The organism is Flavobacterium sp. KBS0721 (genome assembly GCF_002007065.3).
GTDB lineage: Bacteria > Bacteroidota > Bacteroidia > Flavobacteriales > Flavobacteriaceae > Flavobacterium > Flavobacterium piscis.
In genome coordinates this window covers 3,512,764-3,539,433 of record NZ_CP042170.1, presented here as the reverse complement: position 1 = coordinate 3,539,433, position 26,670 = coordinate 3,512,764, and the positions used below count along the sequence as shown (strand labels likewise).

Annotated in this window: 23 protein-coding genes; 12 read left to right on the top strand and 11 right to left on the bottom strand. The window is 35.5% G+C overall.

Annotated features, from left to right (window positions below):
• Window positions 1-144 precede the first annotated feature (144 nt).
• The 3 genes from B0M43_RS15375 to B0M43_RS15365 are packed head-to-tail and all read left to right on the top strand — an operon-like array spanning window position 145 to window position 3,718.
• The gene (locus tag B0M43_RS15375) at window positions 145-366 is read left to right on the top strand and encodes a hypothetical protein (RefSeq protein ID WP_078007442.1); all 222 of its coding nucleotides are present in this window, start codon (window positions 145-147) and stop codon (window positions 364-366) included.
• Between the two features lie 39 nt (window positions 367-405).
• The gene (locus B0M43_RS15370; protein ID WP_246860131.1) at window positions 406-2,202 is read left to right on the top strand and encodes a T9SS type A sorting domain-containing protein; all 1,797 of its coding nucleotides are present in this window, start codon (window positions 406-408) and stop codon (window positions 2,200-2,202) included.
• A gap of 46 nt (window positions 2,203-2,248) precedes the next feature.
• Complete coding sequence (locus B0M43_RS15365; RefSeq protein ID WP_078007444.1) at window positions 2,249-3,718, top strand: hypothetical protein; 1,470 nt, start codon at window positions 2,249-2,251, stop codon at window positions 3,716-3,718.
• 86 nt (window positions 3,719-3,804) lie between these two features.
• Here B0M43_RS15365 and B0M43_RS15360 read toward each other — a convergent pair whose 3' ends face one another.
• Window positions 3,805-4,818 carry a zinc-binding alcohol dehydrogenase family protein gene (locus B0M43_RS15360; RefSeq protein ID WP_078007445.1) on the bottom strand — a complete coding sequence of 338 codons (1,014 nt, stop codon included), beginning with the start codon at window positions 4,816-4,818 and terminating at the stop codon, window positions 3,805-3,807.
• A gap of 177 nt (window positions 4,819-4,995) precedes the next feature.
• On the bottom strand, window positions 4,996-5,874 hold the full coding sequence (locus B0M43_RS15355; protein WP_078007446.1) for an NAD(P)H-binding protein: 879 nt from the start codon (window positions 5,872-5,874) through the stop codon (window positions 4,996-4,998).
• Between the two features lie 83 nt (window positions 5,875-5,957).
• On the opposite strand from B0M43_RS15355, the gene B0M43_RS15350 reads away from it, so the two are divergent.
• Both B0M43_RS15350 and B0M43_RS15345 read left to right on the top strand, forming a co-directional pair.
• Window positions 5,958-6,326: a helix-turn-helix domain-containing protein gene (locus B0M43_RS15350; RefSeq protein WP_078007447.1), complete on the top strand. Its 369-nt coding sequence runs from the start codon at window positions 5,958-5,960 to the stop codon at window positions 6,324-6,326.
• Window positions 6,327-6,540: 214 nt separating this feature from the next.
• On the top strand, window positions 6,541-6,756 hold the full coding sequence (locus tag B0M43_RS15345) for a hypothetical protein (RefSeq protein ID WP_065449733.1): 216 nt from the start codon (window positions 6,541-6,543) through the stop codon (window positions 6,754-6,756).
• Between the two features lie 360 nt (window positions 6,757-7,116).
• Here B0M43_RS15345 and B0M43_RS15340 read toward each other — a convergent pair whose 3' ends face one another.
• Window positions 7,117-8,382 (bottom strand): hypothetical protein, encoded by a 1,266-nt coding sequence (locus tag B0M43_RS15340; protein ID WP_078007448.1) that lies wholly within the window; start codon window positions 8,380-8,382, stop codon window positions 7,117-7,119.
• Between the two features lie 25 nt (window positions 8,383-8,407).
• Window positions 8,408-10,798: a TonB-dependent receptor plug domain-containing protein gene (locus tag B0M43_RS15335; RefSeq protein WP_246860130.1), complete on the bottom strand. Its 2,391-nt coding sequence runs from the start codon at window positions 10,796-10,798 to the stop codon at window positions 8,408-8,410.
• A 115-nt stretch (window positions 10,799-10,913) separates the two neighbouring features.
• Between B0M43_RS15335 and B0M43_RS15330 the strand changes: the two genes are divergently transcribed.
• The 3 genes from B0M43_RS15330 to B0M43_RS15320 all read left to right on the top strand — a co-directional run bounded on the left by B0M43_RS15330 (window position 10,914) and on the right by B0M43_RS15320 (window position 13,272).
• Window positions 10,914-11,906, top strand: a complete 993-nt coding sequence (locus B0M43_RS15330; protein WP_078007450.1) for an AraC family transcriptional regulator — start codon at window positions 10,914-10,916, stop codon at window positions 11,904-11,906.
• A 135-nt stretch (window positions 11,907-12,041) separates the two neighbouring features.
• Window positions 12,042-12,878 (top strand): sulfite exporter TauE/SafE family protein, encoded by an 837-nt coding sequence (locus B0M43_RS15325; protein WP_078007451.1) that lies wholly within the window; start codon window positions 12,042-12,044, stop codon window positions 12,876-12,878.
• Window positions 12,879-12,882: 4 nt separating this feature from the next.
• Window positions 12,883-13,272, top strand: coding sequence for a DUF1634 domain-containing protein (locus tag B0M43_RS15320; RefSeq protein WP_065450265.1), 390 nt, complete (start codon window positions 12,883-12,885; stop codon window positions 13,270-13,272).
• Window positions 13,273-13,461: 189 nt separating this feature from the next.
• Here the strand turns inward: B0M43_RS15320 and B0M43_RS15315 are convergent, their stop codons facing one another.
• Both B0M43_RS15315 and B0M43_RS15310 read right to left on the bottom strand, forming a co-directional pair.
• Window positions 13,462-14,877, bottom strand: coding sequence for a PLP-dependent aminotransferase family protein (locus tag B0M43_RS15315; RefSeq protein WP_065449731.1), 1,416 nt, complete (start codon window positions 14,875-14,877; stop codon window positions 13,462-13,464).
• Between the two features lie 62 nt (window positions 14,878-14,939).
• A complete protein-coding gene (locus B0M43_RS15310) occupies window positions 14,940-15,323 on the bottom strand; it encodes a hypothetical protein (RefSeq protein WP_078007453.1) in 384 nt (127 codons plus the stop codon).
• Between the two features lie 307 nt (window positions 15,324-15,630).
• On the opposite strand from B0M43_RS15310, the gene B0M43_RS15305 reads away from it, so the two are divergent.
• Complete coding sequence (locus tag B0M43_RS15305; RefSeq protein WP_078007610.1) at window positions 15,631-16,653, top strand: LLM class flavin-dependent oxidoreductase; 1,023 nt, start codon at window positions 15,631-15,633, stop codon at window positions 16,651-16,653.
• 395 nt (window positions 16,654-17,048) lie between these two features.
• On the opposite strand, the gene B0M43_RS15300 is transcribed toward B0M43_RS15305, so the two are convergent.
• On the bottom strand, window positions 17,049-19,439 hold the full coding sequence (locus tag B0M43_RS15300; RefSeq protein WP_078007611.1) for a TonB-dependent receptor: 2,391 nt from the start codon (window positions 19,437-19,439) through the stop codon (window positions 17,049-17,051).
• A gap of 306 nt (window positions 19,440-19,745) precedes the next feature.
• On the opposite strand from B0M43_RS15300, the gene B0M43_RS15295 reads away from it, so the two are divergent.
• Both B0M43_RS15295 and B0M43_RS15290 read left to right on the top strand, forming a co-directional pair.
• Window positions 19,746-21,026: an acetyl-CoA C-acetyltransferase gene (locus B0M43_RS15295; protein WP_078007454.1), complete on the top strand. Its 1,281-nt coding sequence runs from the start codon at window positions 19,746-19,748 to the stop codon at window positions 21,024-21,026.
• Window positions 21,027-21,028: 2 nt separating this feature from the next.
• Window positions 21,029-21,754 carry a hypothetical protein gene (locus tag B0M43_RS15290; RefSeq protein ID WP_078007455.1) on the top strand — a complete coding sequence of 242 codons (726 nt, stop codon included), beginning with the start codon at window positions 21,029-21,031 and terminating at the stop codon, window positions 21,752-21,754.
• A gap of 136 nt (window positions 21,755-21,890) precedes the next feature.
• On the opposite strand, the gene B0M43_RS15285 is transcribed toward B0M43_RS15290, so the two are convergent.
• Window positions 21,891-22,502: an FMN-dependent NADH-azoreductase gene (locus B0M43_RS15285; RefSeq protein ID WP_078007456.1), complete on the bottom strand. Its 612-nt coding sequence runs from the start codon at window positions 22,500-22,502 to the stop codon at window positions 21,891-21,893.
• Between the two features lie 199 nt (window positions 22,503-22,701).
• On the opposite strand from B0M43_RS15285, the gene B0M43_RS15280 reads away from it, so the two are divergent.
• A complete protein-coding gene (locus tag B0M43_RS15280; protein WP_065449725.1) occupies window positions 22,702-23,073 on the top strand; it encodes a helix-turn-helix domain-containing protein in 372 nt (123 codons plus the stop codon).
• A 135-nt stretch (window positions 23,074-23,208) separates the two neighbouring features.
• On the opposite strand, the gene B0M43_RS15275 is transcribed toward B0M43_RS15280, so the two are convergent.
• The 3 genes from B0M43_RS15275 to B0M43_RS15265 form a co-directional block, all read right to left on the bottom strand.
• Window positions 23,209-24,540: a S41 family peptidase gene (locus tag B0M43_RS15275; protein ID WP_078007457.1), complete on the bottom strand. Its 1,332-nt coding sequence runs from the start codon at window positions 24,538-24,540 to the stop codon at window positions 23,209-23,211.
• Between the two features lie 3 nt (window positions 24,541-24,543).
• A complete protein-coding gene (locus B0M43_RS15270) occupies window positions 24,544-24,984 on the bottom strand; it encodes a MarR family winged helix-turn-helix transcriptional regulator (protein WP_078007458.1) in 441 nt (146 codons plus the stop codon).
• Between the two features lie 476 nt (window positions 24,985-25,460).
• Window positions 25,461-26,210: a 4-hydroxy-tetrahydrodipicolinate reductase gene (locus B0M43_RS15265; RefSeq protein ID WP_078007459.1), complete on the bottom strand. Its 750-nt coding sequence runs from the start codon at window positions 26,208-26,210 to the stop codon at window positions 25,461-25,463.
• Window positions 26,211-26,670 lie beyond the last annotated feature (460 nt).

Genomic DNA, 26,670 nt, shown 5'->3' with positions numbered 1-26,670 from the left:
GCCAAAGAATTACATTTTTACACGCATTTTATTTAACTGTCAGATTATTACAAGCCACTCTTATTTTTTATAAAATTATTCTTACTCATAAATTAAGAATAATTTATTTCATGAATTTTATTTACCCAGATCTAAAATTACTATATGAAAATTAGAAAGTTACAATTACTATTAGCCTTATTTTTTTGCATCACTTTTAATAGTTATGCCTTTCCGCCCCCTCCCGAACCCCAGCCCAGAGGGATTCCTCCGGTAGGTGATCCCGTACCAATAGACAGCGAGATAGCATTACTTTTTGCTGGCGGAATTTTGCTTGGTGTATTTTATCTCGTAAAGAAACCAAAATCTACAGCTTCAGGATCATAGAAAATCAAAACCTATTACTCTACTCTAAAAGTGAAAGTTATGAAGAAAAAGATACTACTCATTTTAATGATAGCCACTACAAAATGCTTTTCGCAAATTTATTTTGCTCCCAGCGCCTATATGTATGTAAAAAGCGAAGTATTATATGTTGAAAAGGATATCAATTTAGACGCAGCCTCGAATTTGTATTTGAGAAATAATGCACAATTAGTTCAGGGTACAACCGGAACTTCAGCCAATACGGGAACTGGCACTCTATCTGTTTACCAGGAAGGTACCACAAACAACTATAGTTATAATTACTGGTGCGCACCTGTTGGAAGTACTGTTCCTGCAGATAATGGGAAATTTGGAATCACCATGTTAGGCAGGCCTACAAGCGCTACTGCATTTACTCAGGCCACTATTTTACCGATAACCAATTCTGACGGAACAGCATTCCCGCTTGCAATAGCCTCAAAATGGATTTACAAATTAAGTACTGCTACTACTTATTCGCAATGGGTTTTCGTTGGCAATACTACAACACTCGCTCCCGGAGAAGGTTTTTCTATGAAAGGAACCAGCGGAACTGACACAACAGATCCGGAAGGAACAGGAGTTACAAATAACCCCGGAAGTGCCCAACGATATGATTTTAGAGGACGACCAAATGATGGTAACATCACCATTGCACTAGCTGCCAATAGCAGTACTTTAACAGGAAATCCGTATCCCTCAGCCTTACATTTAAATGAGTTTCTTTTTGATAGCGAAAATACGGCAACTGGTGGTGCCGCTTATTTTTGGGTGCAGGATAAAACAGTAAACTCTCATACCCTCATTAATTATAGAGGTGGTTATGATTCTTATGCGCCAATGACGAGAACGAGTCAGGGTGTTTACACCGCCGCAACTTTCAGCTCTTATAATGGCGATGGATCAATAAATCCTGGTGGTTCAACATCTTCGCTTTCAATTAACCGCAGGTATTTACCTATTGGGCAAGGATTTGTTATTAATGCTAATGCAACAGGAACTGCAACATTCAAAAACATTCATAGAATTTTTATGAAAGAAGCTCCCGGTTCATCTCAATTTGAAAGACCAGCTTCGAAAGATAAGGACAATAAAAAAGAAGAAAGCACCGAAGATACTCCTGAAGAAGTTTCGCATTTCAAATTAAACACCATCATCAACAATCAATTTACCAGACAATTAGCATTGGCTTTTGTACCAGAAGCGACTGATGGAATCGATTATGGTATGGATGCACTAAACATGGATGATGATTTACCAAACGATATTACTTTTTGGTTAGAAAATGGAAGCTACGTCATTCAGGGAGTCAATTTTGATGAAAATAAAAAAATAGCACTTACGGCAAAAGCAGCTACCAATACTACTTTCAAGTTTTTTATTCCGGAAGTGATCAACTTTGACCCAACCCAGAAAATCTACATTTATGATGCGCTGGATGACTCTTATCATGACATTAAAAACGGAACTTACGAAGTGGCTCTGACACCTGGTATATACAATGACCGATTTAAAATTGCCTTTAGAGACGCAACAACACTTGGCATTGCTGACAAAACTGCCAAACTTTTTTTCGTCAGTCAGGATAATGTCAATAAAAACCTTAAAGCTTCTAACCCAAATAATCTCGCATTAAAGTCATTTAAATTATACGATGTTTTAGGCAAAACAGTATTATCTAAAAAAGACCTTGGAACTGATGAAAATTATATTTTCTCTACCAGCGGACTAAGCAGCGGCGTTTACATTACAGAGTTTTTAACTAATGATAATGAAAGATTCACCGAAAAAATTATCATTTCAAATTCAGGAAAATAAAATTATAGCTATAAAAATATACACCACACACTAATATTTAGAAATTATGAGCACTAAATCTACTCTACAAAGTCTTAAAACATTCTTACTATTGTTTTTCTTTCTTATTACTCTTATAGGAAATGCACAAATTGGGATTGGAACAACTGTACCAGATGCTACAGCTATTTTGGATATCACTTCGACAGCAAAGGGAATATTAGCTCCCAGAATGACAACTGCACAAAGAACTGCCATAACAACCCCTGCGCAGGGACTATTGGTTTATGATACCGATTTAAAATTATTTTATTATTTCTCTAGCCCAAGTGGGTGGTTACCACTTTTAAACAGTTCTGTGGGAAGAACCAATTTTAAACGGGTAAAATCTGCAGCAGATCTCGCACCGGAACTTGCTCTTGGAGGATCTGTTTATCAGTTAAGTTCAAATACATTATATGAAATAAATGGAACAATAACGCTAGCAGCTCCTATCAATTTAAATGATTCCTATGTAACCGGAATTGATACTAATGAAGATGTTCTATCATTTCCGGGTGGAACTGTTTTTCAGGGAAATGTAGGCGGCAGTATTAGAAATATCACTTTAAAAGCAGCAGCAAGAGCATTTAATATTACCGGTGGGACTTCGCTTTTTATTCAAAATATCATTATAGACGGGATGACTACAAATGTTGGAACTATTTCAGGTGTCGGTTTATATTTTGGCAACATAGTTCAATTTATTAACAATACCAACGGAATTACGTATTCTGGTATTAGTAGTTTATTGTTAAGCAATCAGGCTTGGCTAAATACTAATAATGGAACTTTTGAGACGTTAACCGGAACTTTTGGTCTAATACAAAAAAATAGTGGTTTTAGTACAGTTGACGGAGCTGATTTAGCATTAGATGTTAACGGTATTACAACATTAGGGACAGGGACTTTACTAGGTACCGTTTTTTCAGGAACCACAACAAATACTGCAGGTTACGTTAGGGGTTATCCTGCGGCATCAACCTATACAGGATATAATTTTAGTAATGCCTGGACAGTAGATTCACCCGGGATACCAAGAGAAGGAGATAGTGAGGCAACTGGGGATATTAATCTAATTGCAAGTGTCGGTGCTAGTGTATTAACACAATTTACTGGAACTGGAACTGGTAGTCGAAGAAAAATAGTTGGAACCACGACTTCTAATAACCTTTTTCGGTTTGCCAAAGACGGAGACAATAGAATTGTTTATAAAGGTACTAAACCCAGATATTTTCAGGTAATAGCTTCAGTTTCTTATCAAACTAATTTTGATGCAACCTTAATCATTTATATAGCAAAAAATGGTGTGGTCCTTACTGAAACGAAAGTATATGGCAGAGGCAGCGGTGGTTTATTATCTAATTCTCCTATAATAGCTTTACCGAGTGTAGGGACAGTTCAGATGAAAACAGATGATAATCTTGAAGTATGGGTAGAAAGGTTTGCGGGAAGTGGGGATATGTCTACAGTATCTTTAAATTTAACGGCAAGATAATTTTTATCTAAAGAACAATTAAAGTATTAAAAAGGGAATAGAAACTAAAATTTCTATTCCCTTTTTCAATTAAAATTTTAAATTACTTAAAACTTAATAGCAATCTTCCCAATAGTTTTTCCAGATTCCAGCAACTCATGCGCCTTTTTAAAATTTTCAGGAGTTAATCCCAAAAGAGTTTCGTTAAGTGTTGTTTTTAATATCCCTTCATCCAAAAGATCCGCAATTTTATTCAGGATGTTATGTTGTTCCTGCATATCATCGGTTTCAAACATAGAACGTGTGTACATTAGTTCCCAGGAAAATGAGGCGCTTTTGTTTTTAAGTTTATTTAAGACAACTGGATCACTGCTTCCGGTAATTGATGCGATATGACCTTGAGGTTTGATCAATTCGACCATGGTGTCCCAATAGGCATTAGTATCAACAAAATCTACAATAAAATCTACATATTCAAATCCCGCTTCACGAACCGAGGCCACTAAATCTTTATGATCTACTACAAAATCAGCACCTTGCTGTTTGCACCAATCGATCGTTTCCGGACGAGATGCTGTAGCAATCACCGTTAAGCCTGCAATTTTCTTAGCCAACTGAATCGCAATCGAACCCACTCCGCCTGCGCCGCCAATAATCAGGATCGATTTTCCCTTGTCTTTATCAGGATTAATTCTAATGCGGTCAAATAATATTTCCCAGGCCGTTAAACCTGTCAAAGGTATTACAGCAGCTTCTTCAATGCTTAATGACGTTGGCTTTTTACCCACAATTCGTTCATCTATAACCTGATATTCGGCATTGCTTCCTTGTTTGGTGATATCTCCGGCGTAAAATACGGGATCGCCTACTTCGAACAGGTGTACATTTTCTCCTACGGCTTCAACAATTCCTACGGCATCCCAGCCAATAATTTTTGGCGTTTCCAGAACAGTATCTTTCGCACTATTCTGACGAATTTTAAAATCAACCGGATTAACAGATACGGCACTTATTTTTACTAACAAATCACGTTTACCCGGAATTGGTTTTGGCGTTTCAAATGCTATAAAGCTTTCTTTATCAGCAATGGGCAATGATGTTTTAAATCCTATAGCTTTCATATTTTAATTTTTAAGTTGAATTTCTGATAACAAAGATAATCGCTGACCAAATTTTACAAATGGTATAAATTGATTGTATATCTGTATAAATTTACCAAATCTATTTTTGTTACTGTAAAAGACCTAAACAAAAAAAGCCGATTTTACAATCGGCTTTCTCCTATAACAATGATTTACTTAAAATCTTGCAGCAAATTCTTTTGCAAAATCTTCCAACTTAATTTTTCCTTCAACAGCAATTGTATTACTCAAAAAATCATGCTGAATTTTACCGCTTCTTAAACCTGAACCCATTTCGGTGTACAATCCAGCCATTTCCTCTGGTAATCCTGCTTGTGTCATTCCGCCAATCGCTTGTTCATCTGTAAACTCAATCCACGGTAATTCCGGTTGAGCAATGGCAGCACCTAAAGCTTTTGCCACATCAATTGGAGTTCGCACATCACTTACAATATAACGAATGTTTTTTCCTGATGCAGTTTTTTGCAATTCTTCAGCGACTGCAGTTGCAATATCTTCAGGATGTACAAAAGGAATTTTAGCAGTTGATGGATAATTAGAACCTATAATTCCCGCTCCTTTTATCATCGGAACATCATTATACAAATTCGTATAGAAAAATCCTGCACGAAGAAAAGTCAGCGATACGTTTTCTAAACCTTCGTATATTTTTTCGATATTATAAAGTCCCGCAATTGGTCCTGTACCTTCTGGCAAATCGGCACCAATGCTGCTTAACATAACAACGCGCTTTACTCCTGCTTCGTTTATCGCAGTTGCCAGAGCTTTACCGGCAGCTGTGGTATTTGCAATAATATCAGATCCACCTAAATTTGGCGGCGTCATCGCAAAAACAGCATCAGCATTTGTAAAAGCATTTTTCAAAAAGGCAGCATCGCTTACTGAACCTACCGCAGCTTTTGCGCCTAAAGCTTCGATAGCTTCAATTCTGTCATTATTACTTGTAATTACGGTTACTTCATGGCCAGAAGCAATTAATTTTGTGGTTAGAGATTTTCCTATATTTCCTAAAGAACCTGAGATTGTGATTTTCATAGCTAAATTGTTTTTTTATTATCTGTAACAAAGGTATATTTGTACTTACTTTTATACAAGTACTTACCCTAAAGTATGCACAAATGACAGCAATCAAAGAATCATCGACCATTCAGGAAAATAAGCAATATGCGTTAGAGCAATGTCCTGTGACTTATGTAATGGAAAAAATTGGCGGATATTGGAAACCCATTATCATCTACCATCTTTCGGGCGGAAGCAAACGCTATAGCGAACTTAAAAGAGCGATTCCGGCTGTTACCGAGAAAATGCTCATTCAGCATCTCAAGCAACTCGAAGCAGATAATCTTGTTATTCGCGAAGCCAAACCGGTTGTTCCGCCATTTGTAACCTACAAACTCAGCAACGCAGGAAAGGGTTTAATGCCTGTAATTGAGGCCATGGCAACATGGGCTTTTAAAGATAAAGAAGACGGATTTAACGCATCGTAGTAGATTAATCCGGGCTGTAGTATTTATAAAAACCGAATTATCAATTAACCTCGCATCTTATTATGTTGACGTAAAATATATCCGGTTTTCAAGTAAAAAAATTAATTCACTAATAATGAGTATTTTATAAAACAAAATTAAGAATCATGTAAAGGATTAAAAACGTAAACCTCTAATTTTGAAATAATTAATTATTAACGAAATAGATGAAATTATGAAAACGCTAATCAAATCAAAAATCGCATTTCTTTTTATTTTAATCGGACTTTCGTTTTCCTGCAAGAAAAACGATACCATCCCGGCAGATAATACCTATGTTGACTCTACCGAAACAACAATTGATAGTGTAGATGCTACATTAGACACAGCAACTGTAATTACAGATACAACTGCTATAAAAAGAGATTCTATTGCTAAAGCAAAAAAATAGATCATGATCCTGTTGATTAAAGGATTTAAACTATTATTTTTATAAAACTCCATTGTATAGTGGAGTTTTTTTTGGTTTTTAGAATCTGGTTACCTTGTTTATAATGGCATACGGGTGATACGGATTCGCTACCGGGAAAACGCAGATTTACGCGGATTTTTTATTTTACTCATGATGCTACCCGCAATCTTGTCATCCTGAGGAATAAAGGATCACACAAGGAACTCTACAAAGTGTATAATTATAAAGGCAATAAGTTACATCCCAAACAAAAAAAACAGAAGCCGCTTTTTAAAAAAGTTACTTCTGTCAAAAAAAATAGTTCCAAATCTAGGCTCTTTTCAGGGCAAAAAATAAGATTTAGTCTTTGATAATATTAAAACCTAAGATTCTACCGCTTTCTTTTAAACGGAAAGTTTCTTTTGTAGCTCCCGAAGTTGGATTGTATTGTGTAACTCCAGAGAAACCATCTCCAGCATTATTCGATAAGAAATAGATTTCTCCGTTATGAAAAAATGGATTCTGGTTGCAATAGAAATTATCAACTGGAATATTCAAACGAGTTGCTTTTTTAGAAGTAGCGTCAATTTCGTTCCAAAACCAAACATCGTCTCTGTATTTAACACCGTGTTGTCCGCCTCCGTAATAAGAAACTGCTCTAGAAGGAATTGTAGTGTAGATTTTGTTGTTATAAGCAAACAATCTGTTGAATTCTGCCGGGAATTGGTACGTTTTCATGTCGATTGAAAATGTGGCATCAAATGTAGTTTGTCCGCTTTTAATTCTAAGGATTTTAGAAGATGCATCAGTTGGTTGTGTTTTCATGTCTCCAACAGTAGCAAAATATAAATCTTTTGTTACTTCATCCAAACTCCATAAAACGTGGTCGATAAAAACCCCTAAGTTTGTAGTTCCAGGCAATTTAGTTACATTTTCGATTTTGTTTGCAGTTAAGTCATAAACTACAATCGCAACTTCTTTAGTTACCGGAGTTACCTGCCAGTTTCCTGCCGCTTTAGATCCTAATAATAAATCTAAGTACAATTTATTGTCTCTTTTAGCAATGATCAATTGTCCAACAGATTCTAATGGCTGACCCTCTGTTAAAGAAGTGAAATCAATTTCTCCGGTTCTTTCCATAGTCGACGGGTTGAATTTTTGCAATTTCAAACCTCCTCTTACTTTGTCCCAGTAATAGCCTTCGGTAGCACTTGCTATAAGGTAATTGGTTTCATAAGCATTAGAAAGTGATGGTAAAAATCCCTGATCTACAATATTTCCGGCAGCATTGAAGCCCATTTTATTGATTCCCTGCTTAGTGTTAGAAACATCATTTACTTTAAAAAGTGTTTTATCTAAAGTTCTTCCTCCGCCTGAATAAGCCAATTGAAGAAACGGAAGTCCCGAAAGATTAATTTCTCTTGATTTATTATCTTTTAAAGCATAGACACCACCACTCCAGTTCGCAGCTCCGTTATAAATAACCCATGTTTCATTTTTTGGCAGCGTATCGTCTGTATTACCGTTATTATCTGTGTTATTATCGTTGTCGCTGCTACAGGCAATGACAAGCATACCGGCAGCTAAGCCTGCAAGTATAGAACGAAATTTGTTACTCTTTTTCATAATTAATTTCTGATTTATGGTTGATTTAAAAAATTTGATATACTAGTTTAAGGTGAAAAGATCTTCCTGGTTTCTGAACATTAAAATTGTCATACAACTTAGCGTCTCCAATATTGCGGCATTCTGCAGAAACGGTAGTTTTTTGATTGGAGAAATGATAATAAACCCCCAGGTCATTAGAGAACTGACCTGTTCTGCCATCTTTTGGAATGATCAGGGAAGTCTGAAAATCTTCTACTTTTCCCAACAATGAAGGTTCCTGATTTTTAGGAATCGCCACCAGAAAAAATCGGTGTGTATAATTGGCATTCCAGCTTAAGCTAAGATTATCACCGCCTTTGAACAAATCTTTGAAATAAGTATTCACCCAAAAGTTTCCAAACAAAAACGGAATATTTGGCACTCGGGAATCTTCCAGGTATTTGAAAGTAGCTTCCTGAATATTAACTCTTCTGATATCCTGATAGGTTACATTAAAACCTGTATTCAGCCATTTTACAGGCGAATAATTGGTTTCGAATTCAAAACCTCTTACGATCGAATTTTCATAATTAATGTATCGGCTAAAAGGAATATCGAGCTGAAGGAAAATAATATCCTTTACTTTTCTGTAAAAAAGACCTCCCGAAACGGTTAAACTTTTATTTTCTTCATTAAAAGAATATTGTGCGTTCAGATTTACATTATGACTTTTTTCGGGATCAAGATCCAGGTTTTCCTTTACCAGTCTGGCATCTCCAAAAATCTCATATTCATCAGGTAAACGAGTTGCATATTCGTACGACATCTTCAATAAATAATGATCGTTTGCCCATTTTAATCCTCCCAAATAACCCGGCTGATTATCATCTTTTGTGGCCTGCCAGGCAAAACCATAATTATCTGTTGTATAACCTTCGGTATTATAATGGTAATATTTGGCAGCAACAATACTTTCTATTTTACTGTCGAACCAAAGAGAACGCCAGGCCACGGCGAGATTATCTTTTCTGTAAGTTGCCGGAATCGTGAGTACATCGATGCCTTCAATAACCGAAATAGCCCCAAGCGGATCACTTCCTTTTCGTCTTTGAGAATAAAACATTTCACTAAACTCTAAAAAGTTGTGGTCTGAAAGTTTATACTCTGCATTTAACCTTGCCGAAACAAAATTGTATTTTAAATGCTGGTCATTTCCTGTATTAATTTCTCCGGGCTGCATGTTTCTTGCAATTATATTACCGCCCCAATCATAACGTACAGTAGCTGTATCAATAAATTTGGTATTAAAATGACTGTAATTGGCCAGGAAATTAACTTTTAGCTTATTATCAAAAAATTGCTTTTTATAATTCACCATTCCAGTATAATTCTGCTCTTTAGAAAATGCCTGACCGTAAACATTGATCATTTGTGCATCATTCTGGATTTGTTTGTAAAACTCAGAGTAAATCAACGTTAAACGAAAATCATCTGCCCAGGATTTATTTTTAAGTCCAATAAAAGCTTCACCATAAAAGGCACGCGTAAGATCATGAAATCGTTTGGTATCCCTAAATTCCTGCTTGCTCGTATTGATATCATAAAACGGCGCATTTACCGTATAATCATTGTCAGAATAATTAAAAGAACCATTAAATCCTCCGTACAATGAATTGTTCTTTTTGTTTTGAAAGTACAAATTTGCTGTTGCTCTGTGCGTGTTGAAAGAAGCGATTTCATAAGATACCTCGGCGTAATTTTTTGTAGAGGTACGGCTTACTAAATTGACTCCGCCGCCCAAAGCGTCCGAAGCCAGATAAACCGGCATAACACCTTTATAAATTTCTACTCTGTCAAGCATATTTACAGGAATGGTTCCAAGGCTAAATCCGTGTCCGAACAACTCAATCGGGATTCCGTCTTTGAAAAAACGAACCGCTTTTCCCTGCAAACCTCCCAGATTTATTTGTACTTGCGAGCCCATACTTCCATCCGTTCTTAGTTTTACGCCCGAAGTACGATTCAAAACATCTCCAACATCTCCTGCTTTGTCGTATTGTTTTTTAAGATCAACCACCTGAACAGAAAAAGGAGAATCTTCTATTTGTTTTTTAACGGTTTTAGATTGCACCACAACTTCTTTTAGTTTTGCATCAGCATTAGAAACATCCAAAGTAAATTTGAAATGTTCGTTATCATTACACAAAACCGAAATCGTGCGTGTAATTTTTGAGCTTCCGTTTTTCGATAATTCAACCGTATGGTTTCCCGCAGAAAGCGAAAGTTCTAATGTTCCGGAACTATCGGTAAGTCCCATTTGTTTATTATCTATCAAAATGGTTACTCCGGATAAAGAGTTTCCAAGATTATCTTCAATATGAATATAAATCGGGCAGGCATTTCCGGAGAAAAAACCAACCAACAACATAAACATAAGGTTTAATTTAATTGTCAAACTGTTTTTATTTAAACTGATTATAAATTATATTTGTCACGTGCAAAAGTATTTTAATACTTGTTGATGTACTTATGAAAGTGGAAGTATTAATTATGAATATAGAAGTATAATAATGGCATTTAAAATTGATTCAGATGATTTTGCAGACTTTCTTGAAACTGACTCGAATTGGGAAAGTGACTCTCGTAACAAAGTAACGGAGGATGAAAAAGATATAAAGTTCGTAACACCAAAAGGCGATATTTTATATCATGAACAAACCATTACAGAAGACTTATCGATTCTTCAGGGAAATTATCAGCTGCACGATGATGTTGCCATTTCGGGACGAGGAGATTCGTCTTTATTAGAAATGCATTTTAATCTTTCTGATCAGGGAATTGGGTATAAAAACACCACAAATTCTGCTGACTTTGTTGCACCAATGTCGGGTAATATCACGTTTCTTTCTGCTCAGGACAATCACGCTAAAATCAACTTCAAAAAAAATATCATTTACAATACTTTCGATATTCATCTTCCTCTGGATGTGCTTACAAAATATGAAGGCGAATCGAAGGCGATGGATAGTTTCCTGAACAATATCCAGAAAAATGTGAGTTCGACCCTGACAAAAGGAGAAATCAAGATAAGCGCGAAAATATTTGGTGTAATGCAGGATATCAAAAACTGTTTTTACCGCGGACTTACCCGAAAAATCTATATGGAATCTAAGATTTATGAGCTTATTGCTTTAAGCCATTATAGTCTGGATACGGATAAAGAAGTTATGAATTTAGCCGGAAACGATGTCGAAAAAATAAAATTCGCAGCACAATTAATCCGCGAAAATATCGACCATCCGTTTACGATAGTAGAACTGGCACGTAAAGTTGGTGTAAACCAAACCAAATTGAAAGAGGGTTTTAAAACCGTTTTTGGCGATACGGTTTTTGGCTATCTGCAGGAAATCAGAATGAACAAAGCCAGACATTATCTCTCTGACACCACGTTGTCTATACAGGAAATCAGCCATCTTTCCGGCTATCAGAATGTATCGAACTTTAGTATTGCTTTTAAAAGGATTTTTGGATATCCGCCTACTAAAATGAGATTGAAAGTTTAGGAAATAAAGTGCTTTTTGTCAGGAAACTAAATCTTGCCAAAATAACGTTTTCGCTTTTTTAAGGTATATTTAAGCTCCTAAATCCCTCCCGAACAAATATCAATTCGTAAATTAGCACCAACAAAATTTATCCGAATGACAGTACTTACATTTACCCTGATTATGATTCTTGGTGCTTTTTTAGCAGGTTTTATTGGTTCATTATCAGGCTTGGGGGGCGGAATCATCATTATTCCACTTTTAACAGTCATTCTTGGCGTTGACATTCATTATGCAATTGGTGCGGCTTTGGTTTCTGTAATTGCAACTTCTTCAGGTTCAGCCGCGGCGTATGTCAGGGAAGGAATCACGAATATGCGACTGGGAATTTTTCTCGAAATTGCCACAACAATCGGAGCTGTTTGCGGAGCTTTACTTTCGACCATTGCTCCTACTTCATTCATAGCCGTATTATTCGGACTTACTTTGATTTTCTCCGCTATTAATTCACTTCGAAAAAAAGAAGAACATATTGTTTTACAATCAAGCCATTTGGCCAAAAAACTGCGATTGGAAGGCACTTATCCAACTCATGACGGGCAAGTGGTACATTACGGAACCAAAAACGTAGTGGGTGGTTTTGGAATGATGGGAATCGCCGGTATGATGTCAGGTTTATTGGGTATTGGTTCCGGTGCTTTTAAAGTTATTGCTATGGATAATATCATGAGAATCCCGTTTAAGGTTTCTACCACAACCAGTAATTTTATGATGGGTGTTACCGCAATGGCGAGTTCAGTAATCTATATTCAGAAAGGGTATATCGAACCTGGAATTTGTATGCCGGTTGTTATTGGTGTTTTGTTTGGCGCTATGGCCGGAGCAAAAGTACTGGTAAAAACCAATCCTAAAAAACTAAGAATCTTTTTTGCGTGCCTGATTTTTGTGCTTGCAGTAAACATGATATACAACGGACTTAATGGAAAAATCTAAGACAATGCAACACGAAAAATTTGGAGAAAAAGATTTTCAAACCATTATTGGAAACTTATTGCGCTACGGTGTCTGGATCTCATTATCTGTCGCTTTTATTGGCGGAATTGTTTATTTGATGGGACACAGTAACGATATCGAAAACTATTCTGTTTTTAAAGAAAACGACCGTAATATATTCGAAGTAATTGCAGCAATCTATAATGGCGCCATTCAGGGAAAAGGAGAATCGCTAATATTCGTTGGGATTATCTTCCTTTTTCTAACGCCTGTATTACGTGTTTTACTGTCGCTGTTTTCTTTTCTCTTAGAAAAAGATTATCTCTATGTCGTAATTACATTAATCGTTATTGTAATCATTCTGATCAGTGTTTCTTTTGGATTTTCTCATTAGATAACACTCGATTTTTTTATTAAACACATAGAAACATAGGTTTTATGTGTAAATTAAAGAAGGTAAAAAAGAAACCCATTTCTTTCACATAGCTGTCTGGCTAGCTATGTGAATTTAAAATAAGTGAAACGCCTTTTTATAAGTTTACAAAAGCTATGTTTCTATGTGTTTAAAAAGAATTGCAGTTCGTTAAAGACTATTTTTTACTAATTGCCCTAATCGTTTTAGATCGAATTCTACTTTTTCCTTCCATTCCAAACCAAAATTCAGCCGCATACAATTATGGTATTGATCGTGCTGCGTGAAAATTCTGCCGGGAGCAAAACCTATTTTTTGCTGAATAGCGGTGTCATACAAAACAGCGGTGTCGATACTTTTATCCAGCTCAAGCCAAAGAAAAGAACCTCCCTGTGGTTGTGAAATTTTAGTGTTTTCCGGAAAATGATCTTCAATTGTGCGCTGAAAATGCAGTGAATTGGTATATAATGTACTTCTTAAATTCCTTAAATGATGATCGTATCTTCCGTGTTCTAAGAAATCGGCGATTACTTCCTGATACAACGAAGGCATACAAACCGTCTGCGCCATTTTTTGTCTGATGATTTTATCCTTGAATTTTCCAGGAGCTACCCAGCCTACCCGATATCCCGGTGCCAAAGTTTTAGAAACTGATCCTATCCACATTACTATTCCTGCTTCGTCATAATACTTGCAAGGTTTTGGCCTAACGGTTCCAAAAAACAGATTACCATACAAATCATCTTCAATTAAAGGAATGTTATGGTGCGTGAGCATCTTTACCAACTCTTGTTTGTTTTCATCGGGCATTAAACTTCCTAAAGGATTACTGAAATTGCTCATAAAACAGCAAACATCTACTTTATGAATCACCTTTTTTAATGCCTCTAAATCAACGCCTGTTGTAGGATGCGTAGGCAATTCGATAATATTTAGTCCCATATTTTGGGCAATCTGGATAATGCCAAAATAAACCGGACTTTCAATCGCAATAGTATCTCCGCGTTTGGTAACGGCCATTAAACAATTAAAAATAGCATTCATAGCTCCCGAAGTAGTCACGAAATCATCTTCTGTCAATTTTCCTTCTAATACAATGGCCCATTTTGCCAAATTTCGTCTCAAATTGGCACTTCCCTGAACGGGCTCGTAACTTGTACCGCTTTCTGCCAGATTGCGTACCACTTTTGCAAGACCCTTATTAAGCTTTGCAATGGGCAACAAACCGGGATCCGGAACTCCAATCGAAAATCGGGTGATGCCTTTATCGCTCAGACTATCAAAAACCTTGGTTATCAAATCCTCAGAAGTTGTTTTTTGCTCTGATAACTTCAGTTTATTCATAGAAGGGATCAGCAATTTTCTATTCGAGGTTTTACTAACATAAAAACCTGATTTTGGACGGGATTCTATTAGCGATTTACTTTCCAACTCTAAAAATGCCTGTTTTATGGTATTCATACTTACATTATGCAATTTCTGGAAAGCACGAATAGATGGAAGTTTATCTCCAATTTTTAAAGTTTCGGAGAATATTTGTTCCTGAATTGTATTTGCAATTTTTTGATATAAAACCTCTCTTGCCATTTTTTTGATCGTTATCTGTATCCTGTAAATTTACTAAAATTCAATCTGTATCCTTTATAATATTAATTGCAAACATTTAGCCAGCTGAATAATTTTTCGGCAGCAGTTTGAATTTTATTCGAGCGCGTTTCAGGATCTTTAAATGCATTAAAAAAAGTATTCTGAGCATGAAATTTTAAATCCTGTTCTACCTCAATACTATAAAATTCCTGCTCCCAATAGGAGTTAATTTCGGGTTTTCCCTGATTATTAATTAAAACAAAAGCATAACCAATTACGCGATTATCAAAAGAGGCAATACTTAACGGAAGACCAAAATGATCCGGAGATTTTACCAGTTTGTTGTGGCTATCTGCAACCTTACCCTGGTAAATATTGACAACAGATTTTAAAGACGATATGGTAATTGAATCAAATTGAATGTTGGCTGTTTTAGTTGTATCCATCGCTGTAGTTGTTTAATTATTGAACAAAATTAGGAGGTAAAAAAGATCAGACACAGATACAAAAATCATTTAATTTAAGGGTACAGATGACAAAATAATTGTCAGGTCAAAAATTCTAACACGAGTTGCACGAATTTGCACAAATTAGTTGGTGCAATTATTTCACAAGCTAAGCTAACAAGTTATATTTTGTGCAAATTCGTGTAATTCGTGTTCAAAATTGATGAATACTATTTGCGTTCAAATAATATCCTTAAAACAGTTTTTTGATAACAGAAAAAATAAATTTTAATATCTTTACTAGATGATAGAAATTGGTATAGACAGTTTTGCTTCGGCGATGTACGGAGACAACAACACTTTGAGTAGTGTCGATGCGATGGAACAATTATTACAAAGAATCGAGCTGGCTGATCAGGCCGGACTTGATGTTTTTGGAATTGGAGAGCATCATAAAAAGGAGTTTTTAGATTCGGCTACAGCCGTAATATTGGGCGCTGCTGCCGGGCGAACAAAACGCATTAGGCTAGCAAGTGCTGTTTCGGTTTTAAGTGCTGCTGATCCGGTTCGGCTTTATCAAAATTTTGCAACTTTAGATTTAATTTCAAAAGGAAGAGCTGAAATTGTTGTAGGCCGAGGATCTGCTATTGAAGCCTATCCCCTTTTTGGTTATAGTTTAAATGATTACGACGCACTTTTTAGTGAGAAATTAGACCTTCTTTTACAAATTAGAGATAATGAATTTATTACCTGGTCCGGAAAATTTCGTCCGGCTTTGAATAATCTGCCCGTATATCCCAGAGCTTTACAGGAACAATTGCCTATTTGGTTAGGTGTTGGCGGAACTCCCGAATCTTTTGTACGCGCAGGATCTTTGGGCTTGCCGTTGATAGTTGCTGTAATTGGCGGGCAAACACACCGTTTTAAACCTTTGGTCGATTTGTATCGTGAAGCCGGAAAAGCAGCAGGGTATAAACCCGAAGAACTAAAAGTAGGTTTACATTCTCCAGGTTTTGTGGGAAGCACAACTGCAAAAGCCATCGAAGAATATTACCCGGGTTACGCCGAACTTTGGACAAAATTAGGAAGAGAACGCGGTTGGCCGCCCGTAACCAAAGACAAATTTGACGGACTTATTGATGATCTTGGTGTTCTCGTTGTTGGGGATCCTGAACGCATTGCCGAGAAAATCTTACGCCACAGCGAATCTCTTGGCGGAATCTCAAGATTTACATTTCAAATGGATAATGCTGGACTTACACACACGCAATTAATGAGCGCTATAGAACTTATTGGCTCAAAAGTAATTCCATTAATTCATAAAGGATAAACTAGACATTTTTTTTGCCCACGCATGAAACGGGTTAAACGGATTTACACGGATTTTCATTTTAAATTCTTAATCAAAATGCATTATAGATAGCCCACAGATAACATGAGTTAAGCGGATTAACACGTTTTTTTTATTTAAAATAATAATAAAAATCCGTGTAAATCTGTATAAATCCGTAACATCTGTGGGCTAAATAGCACACGTATTTTTAAAGTTTAGCAATAAAAAAAACCAGCAAAAACCCGTTTAACCCGTTTCATCCGTGGGCAAAAAACATTAAAACATAAAAAAGCATCCGCCATTACGACGGATGCTTTTTGTTTTTAGCTTAAGATTGGCAAAATAAAACCCAGTGAAAATCTGTTTAAATCTGCGTCATCTGTGAGCCAAAATTAGAATTTATACGTTACACCAACTCTAAAGTTTCTTGGTGCTTCTGTTTGCCAGTAATAAGATTCAAGCCACTCATAGTAAGAACCGCTGTAAAGATATTTATCCAAAATATTAAATACGTTAGCAGTAATTTTTATTTTTCCTGTTTCATAAGATAAACCACCATCTAGTTTAAAATAGTCCGGTAATCTTTCTGATGCTACGCTCCAAGTATCCGTTTCACGACCTGCAAGATAAGTACCTCCAATAGAAGCGCCTAATCCTTTTAGTTTTCCGTTTTGAACTGTATAATTCAACCATGCATTCGCTGTATGTTTAGAATATCCCGGAACAACAGAGCCTTCTTTAATAGTTGTAACATCTGAATCAAGTACAATAGATTCTGTAAAAGCGTAATTAGCAATTAAATTAAGACCATCAAAGATTTTTCCTCTTACGTCAAATTCAATACCCTGAGCTCTTTTTTCTCCAAGAACAACACTGTATTGCTGACCACCCGGAATATTTTTCGGGTCAGAAGTAAGCTCATTTTTCTTTAAAATATTGTAAGCAGATAAACTGGTATTCCAAGAACCATCAAACCAATCTTTTTTGATACCAAATTCAACATTATTTCCTGTAAGTGGTTTTATTTTACCCTCTTTAACAATACCTGACTGTGGTGTAAAAGCCTGATCATATAATCCGTACACAGCCAAATCATCCGTTACAGAAAAACTAACTCCAACACGTGGTGTAATATGGCTGTCCTCCTGGGTTCCTCCAAAACTTGACTGAGTAATCCAGGTATATCTGGCAGCAAGAGTCAATCGTAATCTATTTTCAAGAAAACCAAGTTCATCCTGAATATATGCCGCTGCATATTCTGAAGTTATTTTTCCGCCAGCTCTTACTGAAAGCGGCGTTATACGATCAAAAGCGGGCATACCATTTACTGGTGGTCCATAATTTGGATTGTAAACATTAAACGGATTTGCAGGAGTATCAAGATTATGCGATTGTCCCCAATCTGCCATATAATCTTTGCTTCCTAAATCTACACCACCTAAAACTTTATGGGTAATTGGTCCGGTAGTAAATTTTCCGTTTACAAAAATCTGACCTAAATACATATTGCTTTCTGCATCCCAAATACTAACATTTCTTATAATGTTGCCTACTCCTAATGTATTTTTTTCAGAACCTACAGCACTTGGCCATGAACTATATCCTTCTTGTAAATATTTAAAATAAGAAGTTTGTGCCGTCAATTTCCAATTGTCATCAAACTTATGCTCGAACATAAGATAACCGCTATGATCCTGAATATTAGTATCAGGCAATTCCGGTTGTGTCATAGTAAAATCAACTGGTAAAGTTGCGTATCCTTGAGATTGAGGACCAAATACATAATAAGAACCTACTTCAGTCATGTTCGCATACTGAAAATTATATTCGGCAGTAATTTTTGTTTTATCATCAACCTGATACGTAATCACCGGAGCAATTACATAACGGTCATTGTGTTCATATGCTCTGTGAGAACCTTTGTTTTGTGCCGCTGCATTAAAACGGTATAATAATTTTCCTTTTTTATCCAGTTTTCCGTCAAGATCAATACTTGCTCTGTAAAAGTCATAACTTCCTGCCATAACAGTAGCTTCACCTTTAGTAATTCCCGTTGGCTTTTTAGTTACCACATTATAAAGTCCGCTTGGATCACCGCTCGAAAGCATAAATCCTGCCGGTCCTTTTACAAACTCAATATGATCTACAAAACTCATGTCTTCTGTAAGAGGTCCCCACGAAGAAGAAACTACATTAAAACCATTACGAAAAGCCTGAACCTGAGAACCACGCATTTTAATATTTGTGTATAAATCTCCCCAGTGTTCTGAACGTACAGCACCGCTCACGTTTCTTATTACTCCGTCACTCATACTTGTAATTTGCTGATCTTTTAAAGTCTGAGCACTTATAATCTGAATATTTTGCGGAATTTCAAGTACCGGAGTCTGAAGACGTAACGACAAAGAAGGTTTATCCTGTTTGTACTTGTTTTTGGTAATTACTACTTCGTCAAGATCCTGCTGACTTTCAGTAAGCATAAAGTTTTTGGTTACCGTTTGTTTTGCATTTACGGTAATCTGAGCTTCAACCGGATGAATCCCAACAGCATGAATACTAATTGTATACGTGGCAGGTTTAACATTTCTAATCTCATAACTACCATTTTCATTGGTAACAGCAGTATATTTTGTTCCTTTTAGAGCAACAGAAACATTTTCTGCCGGAACGTTTCCGCTTAACGAAATTTTTCCTGTTACTTTTCCTGCTTCCTGAGCCATCATTTGCAATGACGTTAGAAAAAGTAAGCTAAATAGCGCTTTTTTTATATTTAAGATATTCATTATTATGTGAATTTTGATTTCGATGGCAAAAGTAATTCCTAAATCTTTCTTAACCAAAATTATTTTTAATTATTCTAAATAAGAACTGAAAAACAATTTTAAGTTTTTTCTAAAGAAGAATCAAAAAAAGAAATAAGTCATTCATTTTCAATCATATTGACTTTTTAAATGCACATTGTAATTATTGATATAAAAATCGATTTTTCTTATACTAGTCAAAGATTTTTTAGTAAAAATACCTAAATAACAACCAACTCTGCTTATCTTTAATCTGGAAAAAACTTTACGGAAACAAAAACCTTCGCTATGAATACCACAGATACTATTAGAAAAGTTGCTATTGTTGGATACAACCGAATTCCGTTTGCAAGGGCAAATACCGCTTACGCGAATGTTGGAAATCAGGAAATGATGACAGCTGCCCTCAACGGACTTATAGATAAATACAATCTGAAAGGAAAATTATTGGGTGAAGTCGCCGGAGGTGCCGTTATTAAACATACTTATGATAATAATCTGATCAGAGAATGTGTCATGAAAACGTCTCTTGATCCTGCAACTCCTGCCTGCGATTTGCAGCAAGCCTGCGATACCGGTATAGAAAGTGCCATTTATATTGCCAATAAAATTGCTTTAGGGCAAATAGAATCAGGTATTGCGGGCGGTGTAGATTCTATAAGTGATATGCCGATTGCGGTTAGCGAAAATCTGAGAAAAATTTTACTGAATGCCAGAAAAGCGAAATCATTTGGTGAAAAAATAAAGTGGTTTCTAAAACTTCGACCGAAGGATTTATCGCCTTTGGTGCCTAAAAACGAAGAGTCTCAAACGGGACTTTCGATGGGCGGCCATACTGAAATTACGGCAAAACATTATAAAATTTCACGTGAAGACCAGGATCATCTGGCGCTTAAAAGTCATTTGAATATGGCAAAAGCATACGACGAAGGTTTTTTTGAGGATATGATTAGCCCGTTTAACGGATTGGATAAAGACAATAATCTTAGAAAAGATAGTACAATTGAAAAGCTGGCCAAATTAAATCCTGCTTTTGATAAAGTAAACGGAACGCTGACGGCAGGAAATTCGACTCCACTTACAGATGGGGCTTCCTGTATACTTTTGGCGAGCGAAGAATGGGCAAAGGAACAAGGACTTCCTATTTTGGCCTACATTACTTTTGCCGAAATTGCTGCGATCGAATATGTAAAAAACCAACAAAACCTTTTGTTAGCGCCCTTATTTGCAGCCAGCAGAATGCTTGATAAGGCCGGGTTGACTTTGCAGGATTTTGATTATTATGAAATTCACGAAGCTTTTGCAGCTCAGGTTCTGGCTACTTTAAAAATATGGGAAAGTCCGGAACTAAGCACACAATTGGGTTTAAAGAAAACGCTTGGCGCGATTGACAGGAAAAAACTAAATGTAAAAGGAAGCAGTCTCGCTGCAGCCCACCCTTTTGCCGCAACCGGAGGAAGAATCATTGGTGTTATGGCAAAATTATTAAACGAAAAGGGTTCCGGAAGAGGATTTATCTCTATTTGTGCTGCCGGAGGACAAGGTGTTACTATGATAATCGAAAAATAAATATGACTTTTTTACAAAAAATGTTTGGGGCGATTTCTCCAAAATACAAAGCCGATCTGGTTTTAAGAGAACAGGAAAAACTTTTTAAAGCCATTATTAATGCACTACCAGATTATCTTTCAGAAATAAAAAGACAACCTGTCGAAAATAATTTTTGGGGTTTTAAAAAATGGTCCTTACATCCTGATTTTAAATATGTAGAAATTACCTATCCGGGAGAAAACTATATTAAATTCAAGAAAAGAGGCGAAAACAGCAAAATTTCCGGACTTAAGATATTTTCTAAACGAAACAACAAGTTTGAAGAAATTGAAATTCTGCTTTGGGATAATTTGCTCTGGGCGATAAAAATTCACAATTCAAATTATGAAGCCGATGAATTTGATTTATCCTCTATTAAAAACATCAATTTAAGCCAAAACCATTTTGAATTTCCCGCACGTAAAGTCGATCTCTTTTACGATCAGTTAGACAATGAAATCAAACAAAGGCTAGATTATAATAATGTATTTGATACGGATTTTGACGGGAAAACGTATTACGAATTTTACGATTTAGAAGACGGTAACTATCTCGCCGTCGATGAAAATTTAGATGTATATTCCTTTGTTTACGCTGCCGATCCTGTGATTGCTAAAATGAAAATTTCATTTATAGATCTTCTGAAAGAAATCTCAAACAATCAATTTAATAAAGAGCTCCATCTTCATGAACGATATAAAAGCTAATAAATTAAAACCTTTTTTTTAAGATCATTCTTTTTTTTAGCAGCAAACTACAAAATATTAAAACCCGACAATTTTAAATAAATCTGTCGGGTTTCTTATTTACGAAAATGTCCAACTCTCGTACTTTTATGTCAATTTAAAAAGCAAATTCTTCGACAGTTGCTAAAGCATTTGGCAAAGCACTATCGGCAAAATCAGGAATTGAAGTTCCTTCTACGCGAAAAGTGGTAACATCGGTTATGCCTAAAAAGCCCAAAACTACACGCAAATACGGCTCAGCAAAATCATAACTTTTATAAGGTCCGTCAGAAAACACAGCTCCTGAAGCTACAGACAAATACACTTTTTTACCGCTTATTAAACCTTTTGGTCCATTCTCGTCATAACTAAAAGTCTTTCCTGCCCTTGCGACCTGATCAATCCATCCTTTCAATAATGCCGGAATTCCAAAATTATAAATAGGCACACCAATTACAATGATATCAGCTTCTAATAAATCTGTTATCGCATCATCAGAAAGTCTAATAGATTCTACCTGAGCTGTTGTATGCGCTTCTTCAGGAGTATAAAATGCATTAAGCTGCAATTCATCCAAATACGGCAAAGGAGTTTTTGAAAGGTCAAACGTTTTTACCACGCTTGCCGGATATTCTTTTGTCAGTTTTTCAAGGACTGCATTGGATAATTTATTACTAAATGAAGCATCTCCTTTGATACTTGTTACTATATTCAGAATCTTTTTACTCATTTTATGACTATTTTGTTTTACAATACAAACTTATCTACATTTGCTATCTCTTTTATAGTACTATCCTCAAGGATAGCGCTATCCTTGAGGATAGTAATGTCTTAATTTAAATGAATAAAGTTCTACGCAGACTCCAGCTGGTTTTTAAAGATTGATTTTAATCTGCAAAACCTGCACAAAATAAATGCTACAATCCTATATGAAAACAAAAATCGATATAACAAAAGAGATGAATTGTGAACCAGAAGAATGTCTGGGAGCACTACGTCCTGTAAGAGACGCATTAGAAGTTTTAAGCGGAAGATGGAAACTGCCCATATTGATTGCATTATCAAACCGGCCAAAACGATTTAAGGAAATTTCCAAAGACATCAACGGAATTACAGATAAAATGCTTTCGAAAGAACTTAAAGATCTGGAAATAAACAAACTTGTTACCAGAACGGTTTATGATACGTTTCCGCCAACTGTTGAATACGCAAGAACAGAACACAGCCACACTTTGTATAGTGTGATTGGAGCATTAAGTGAATGGGGAACTTTGCACAGGAAAGAAATCATTGGGAATTAGATAATTCATAAAACATTGTTGGGAATTTTTACGGATGCGAAATTTTAAAAACGGAAACACTTTAATACACCTTGTCAAATTTTGAATAGCCTCCAGCTAAAGCTGGAGTCTATTCAATAAAAATGATATTAACCTTTACTCTTTTTTGTAAAACCTCTCCTGCCCATCCTGATAAATTCTTTTAATTCCCGTGACAACATTATTTTCTGAAACGATTTTTATGCGGAAATCATTTATTCCATCAAGCAAAAATAAATCCTGTTCCAAAGGTTTTAATAACAGCGTTGCTATATTATTCCAGTTATAATACAGATTATTGTTTTCGTATTTTAATTCGGCTTTCCCGTATTTGCCCTCATAAGACTTTAAAATTTCAGTAGTAATATTTACGATTTTTTGTCTGTTTTTAACTATCGGAATACACCAGTCCAGATTGTTTAATGCATCTTTATTCTTTGCCGAAAGCTTTTGCAAAGCAAGTATATGCGAAGTGTTTACAGCTTCTTCACTTTTGCATAAAACATCAGGCATAACCCCTTTTCCTTCAAAATCCAGATTCGTGATCGGATCTTTTACTTCTCCAAAAGGAACATTAACTGAAAAACCATGCGGTAATACTTTTCGATCGATTGGGTGTGCGCCTCCAGCCGTTTTTTCGCCAACAATCGTAACGCGTTTTAAATTTTGAAGCGAATAACTCATCCATTCAGCAGCAGAAAAAGTAACTGAACTTGTCAGGATATAAATGTCGATGTCTTCCATACGTTTTCCGGGAACAGATGGCAATAGCCACATTTCTCTTTCGATTTTTTTTCTGTTTTTTTCGTTATAATAATATTTATAAAGAGGCAATTCTTTACCTGAATAGAAATAACTGCTTAAAAATTGTCCCATTTCCATAGCACCGCCATTATTTTGACGTAAGTCGATAATCAGTGCATCAGTACTGCTTAAAAATTGCATAGTCGATGCTGCAGTTTCACTGGCTATTGCTGGATCTTCGAAATAATCAAACTTTAAATAGCCTATATTTCCCTCCAAAATTTGCGCTTGTTGAAAACCGAAATTCTTCTTTTTTGCTTCGCTTAATTCCTCAGCTTTAATTTTCTTTTCTACCTCTTTATCTCCTTTTTTTAACTGACTTTCTACCCATTCAGGATCATACCTTACAGCAAAATGCAAATCTTTACTAACTTCTATAAGATCTGAGCTTAACTTACCAGCAAAATCATTTGGTTTAATCATGTCTTTGTAAAGCCCTTTTTTATAATTATCATTCAGTTTCTTTTTAATATCACCAACAGCATTTGGCCGTATGTAGAACTCTTGAAGTTGTTTGGCCAATGAATCAATAATTTGTTTTTTATCTAATTCATTAAAAGTAATATCTTCTTTTGCTGCTGATTCTTTTTGGGCATACGAACCAATCGAAAATGTTAGCAATACTAAGGCAAATAGGTATTTCATTTTTTATGAAGTTTTACAGTTTAAAATTATTTTATGAAGGATTTGGTCCAGTAATTCGATTTCATCCGTTGACAATCCGTTAAGGGCTGTTTTACGATTAAGTTTAAAAACAGGAGTCAAAAGAACAATGGTATCGCTGCCTTTTTTAGTAATTTTTAGTTTGGTTTTTCTTTTATCCAATTCATCTGTTTCCCGGGTCAGATAATCTTTTTTTACCATCAATTCAATTATTCTTGTAACCGATGCGTTATCCTTAAAAATTAATCTGGCTATTTCTATCTGAGAAATTTTTGCGTTATCGTTTAAGATAATCAATACCAAACATTGATCGACTGTAATGTCACTTACAATCTTCTGAATATTTTTTTGGCACACTTTCCTGTATTCTTTTATCGCTTGTTCTATTGTGTAGAGAACTGTTCCTGTTGGGGTTTTCTGACTCATATATAATTCCTTAACTTTAAAATTACTTGATATATCAAATATAATTATTTATTTGATATATCAAGTAATTTTGAATTAATTATTATTCGAATCAAATTAGCGCATACAATAAACCCGACAGATTTTAAAAAACCTGTCGGGTTAAAATAGTAAAGGAAATAAGTTTTTTTTTTGCAATAGAAATGAGAATTTCGTGCAAATTATTGATGTTTTTTTTGCCATTTCATCGAAGGAGACTCGAGCGATAGCGAACAGACGAAGTAAATCTTCGAGAGAAGCTGAACAAAGATTGGGTTTTCGTTGCGGAGTTACTTGCGAAGATTTCTCCTCCGTCGAAATGACAAGATTGTGGTTAAAACTTGCGTCTCTGCTGCCGATAGCCATCGGGATTGCGAGATTATTTTACACCTTATTAAAAAACTTTGTGTCTTAGTGCCTTTGTGGCAAAACAACTAGCAAAACAACTAGCAATAAAACTAAACAGTAAAATAAGGAGTCAAAATATCTTCAAAATTGTATAATCCTTTTTGTTTGTGTTCTAAATTTTCGGCCACAAAAACAACTCCGTTGCCAAAAGCTTCTCTCGAAATCGACTCGTGAATTAACCGAACCGTTTGATACGGAAAACCAAAGATTACTTCATGTTTACCCACGATTCCTCCTGCCCTGACCGAATTGATATTTTCTTTATCAACATCCAAAGCTTCTGCGATTTTTACAGCCGTTCCCGATGTTCCTTGTTTCATTTTAAAATGCTCTTCATTAACTTCAATATCCACCCATGGCGCAATTTTTTTTAAAAATTTAGCCGCAAAAAGCAGATAATTCACTCCAAGTGTAATATTCGGCGACCAAAATACGGTGGTTTTATGGGCTAGTTTTTTTAATAATTGCAATTCTTTGTCTTTATAATGTGAGATGGCCGAAATAATTTTAATGTTTCTGCTTGCGGCAAGTTCTCCATACGTATAAATCCCTTCATTAGACGAAAAATCGATAATTACGTCAACCGGATGTTTGTCTAACAACTCTTCCATCGTAGTTTTTGAACTGGAATAGATTAATCCGGGTTCGTCTGACTGAATTCCAAAAAATTCGGGCACTGATCTGTGTTCTAAAACAGTATTTTGTCTTAAAACCCATTCCAGGCAAAATTTCTTGTTTTCAAGTAGTATTGATGCTACTGATTTTCCAGTTTTTCCAAATCCGATTAATCCTATTTTCATATTTTATTTTTTTATTGGACAGAACGCCCGTTTACAGAAATTGACATTTTTTAAAACTAATGTCAAATCAAAAAATCAATTATTATCTAAGCAGATAATGAAACTCTATTAGTAAAAATAGAAATATTATAACAAGATCTCTCACCATTTCCGGGATATGTAACAAAAAATAGCTTTGTTAACAGGAATAATAATGTGAAAACATTTATATTATTAGAAGTTTACTATTATTGGATTTTTCTTAACCGCAAAGGTCGCAAAGGTTTTTCGCAAAGATCGCAAGGTTTATTTTGCCACAGATTAAAAGATTAAAATGATTTAAAAATCAAAATAAAAACTTTGCGACTCTGCTGCCGATAGCTATCGGGATTGCGAGATTATTTTTTTTTTTGCATTCTATATACGCCTAAATCTCGCGCAAAGACACAAAGGCGCCAAGTTAAAAAACTTAAAAAGAATC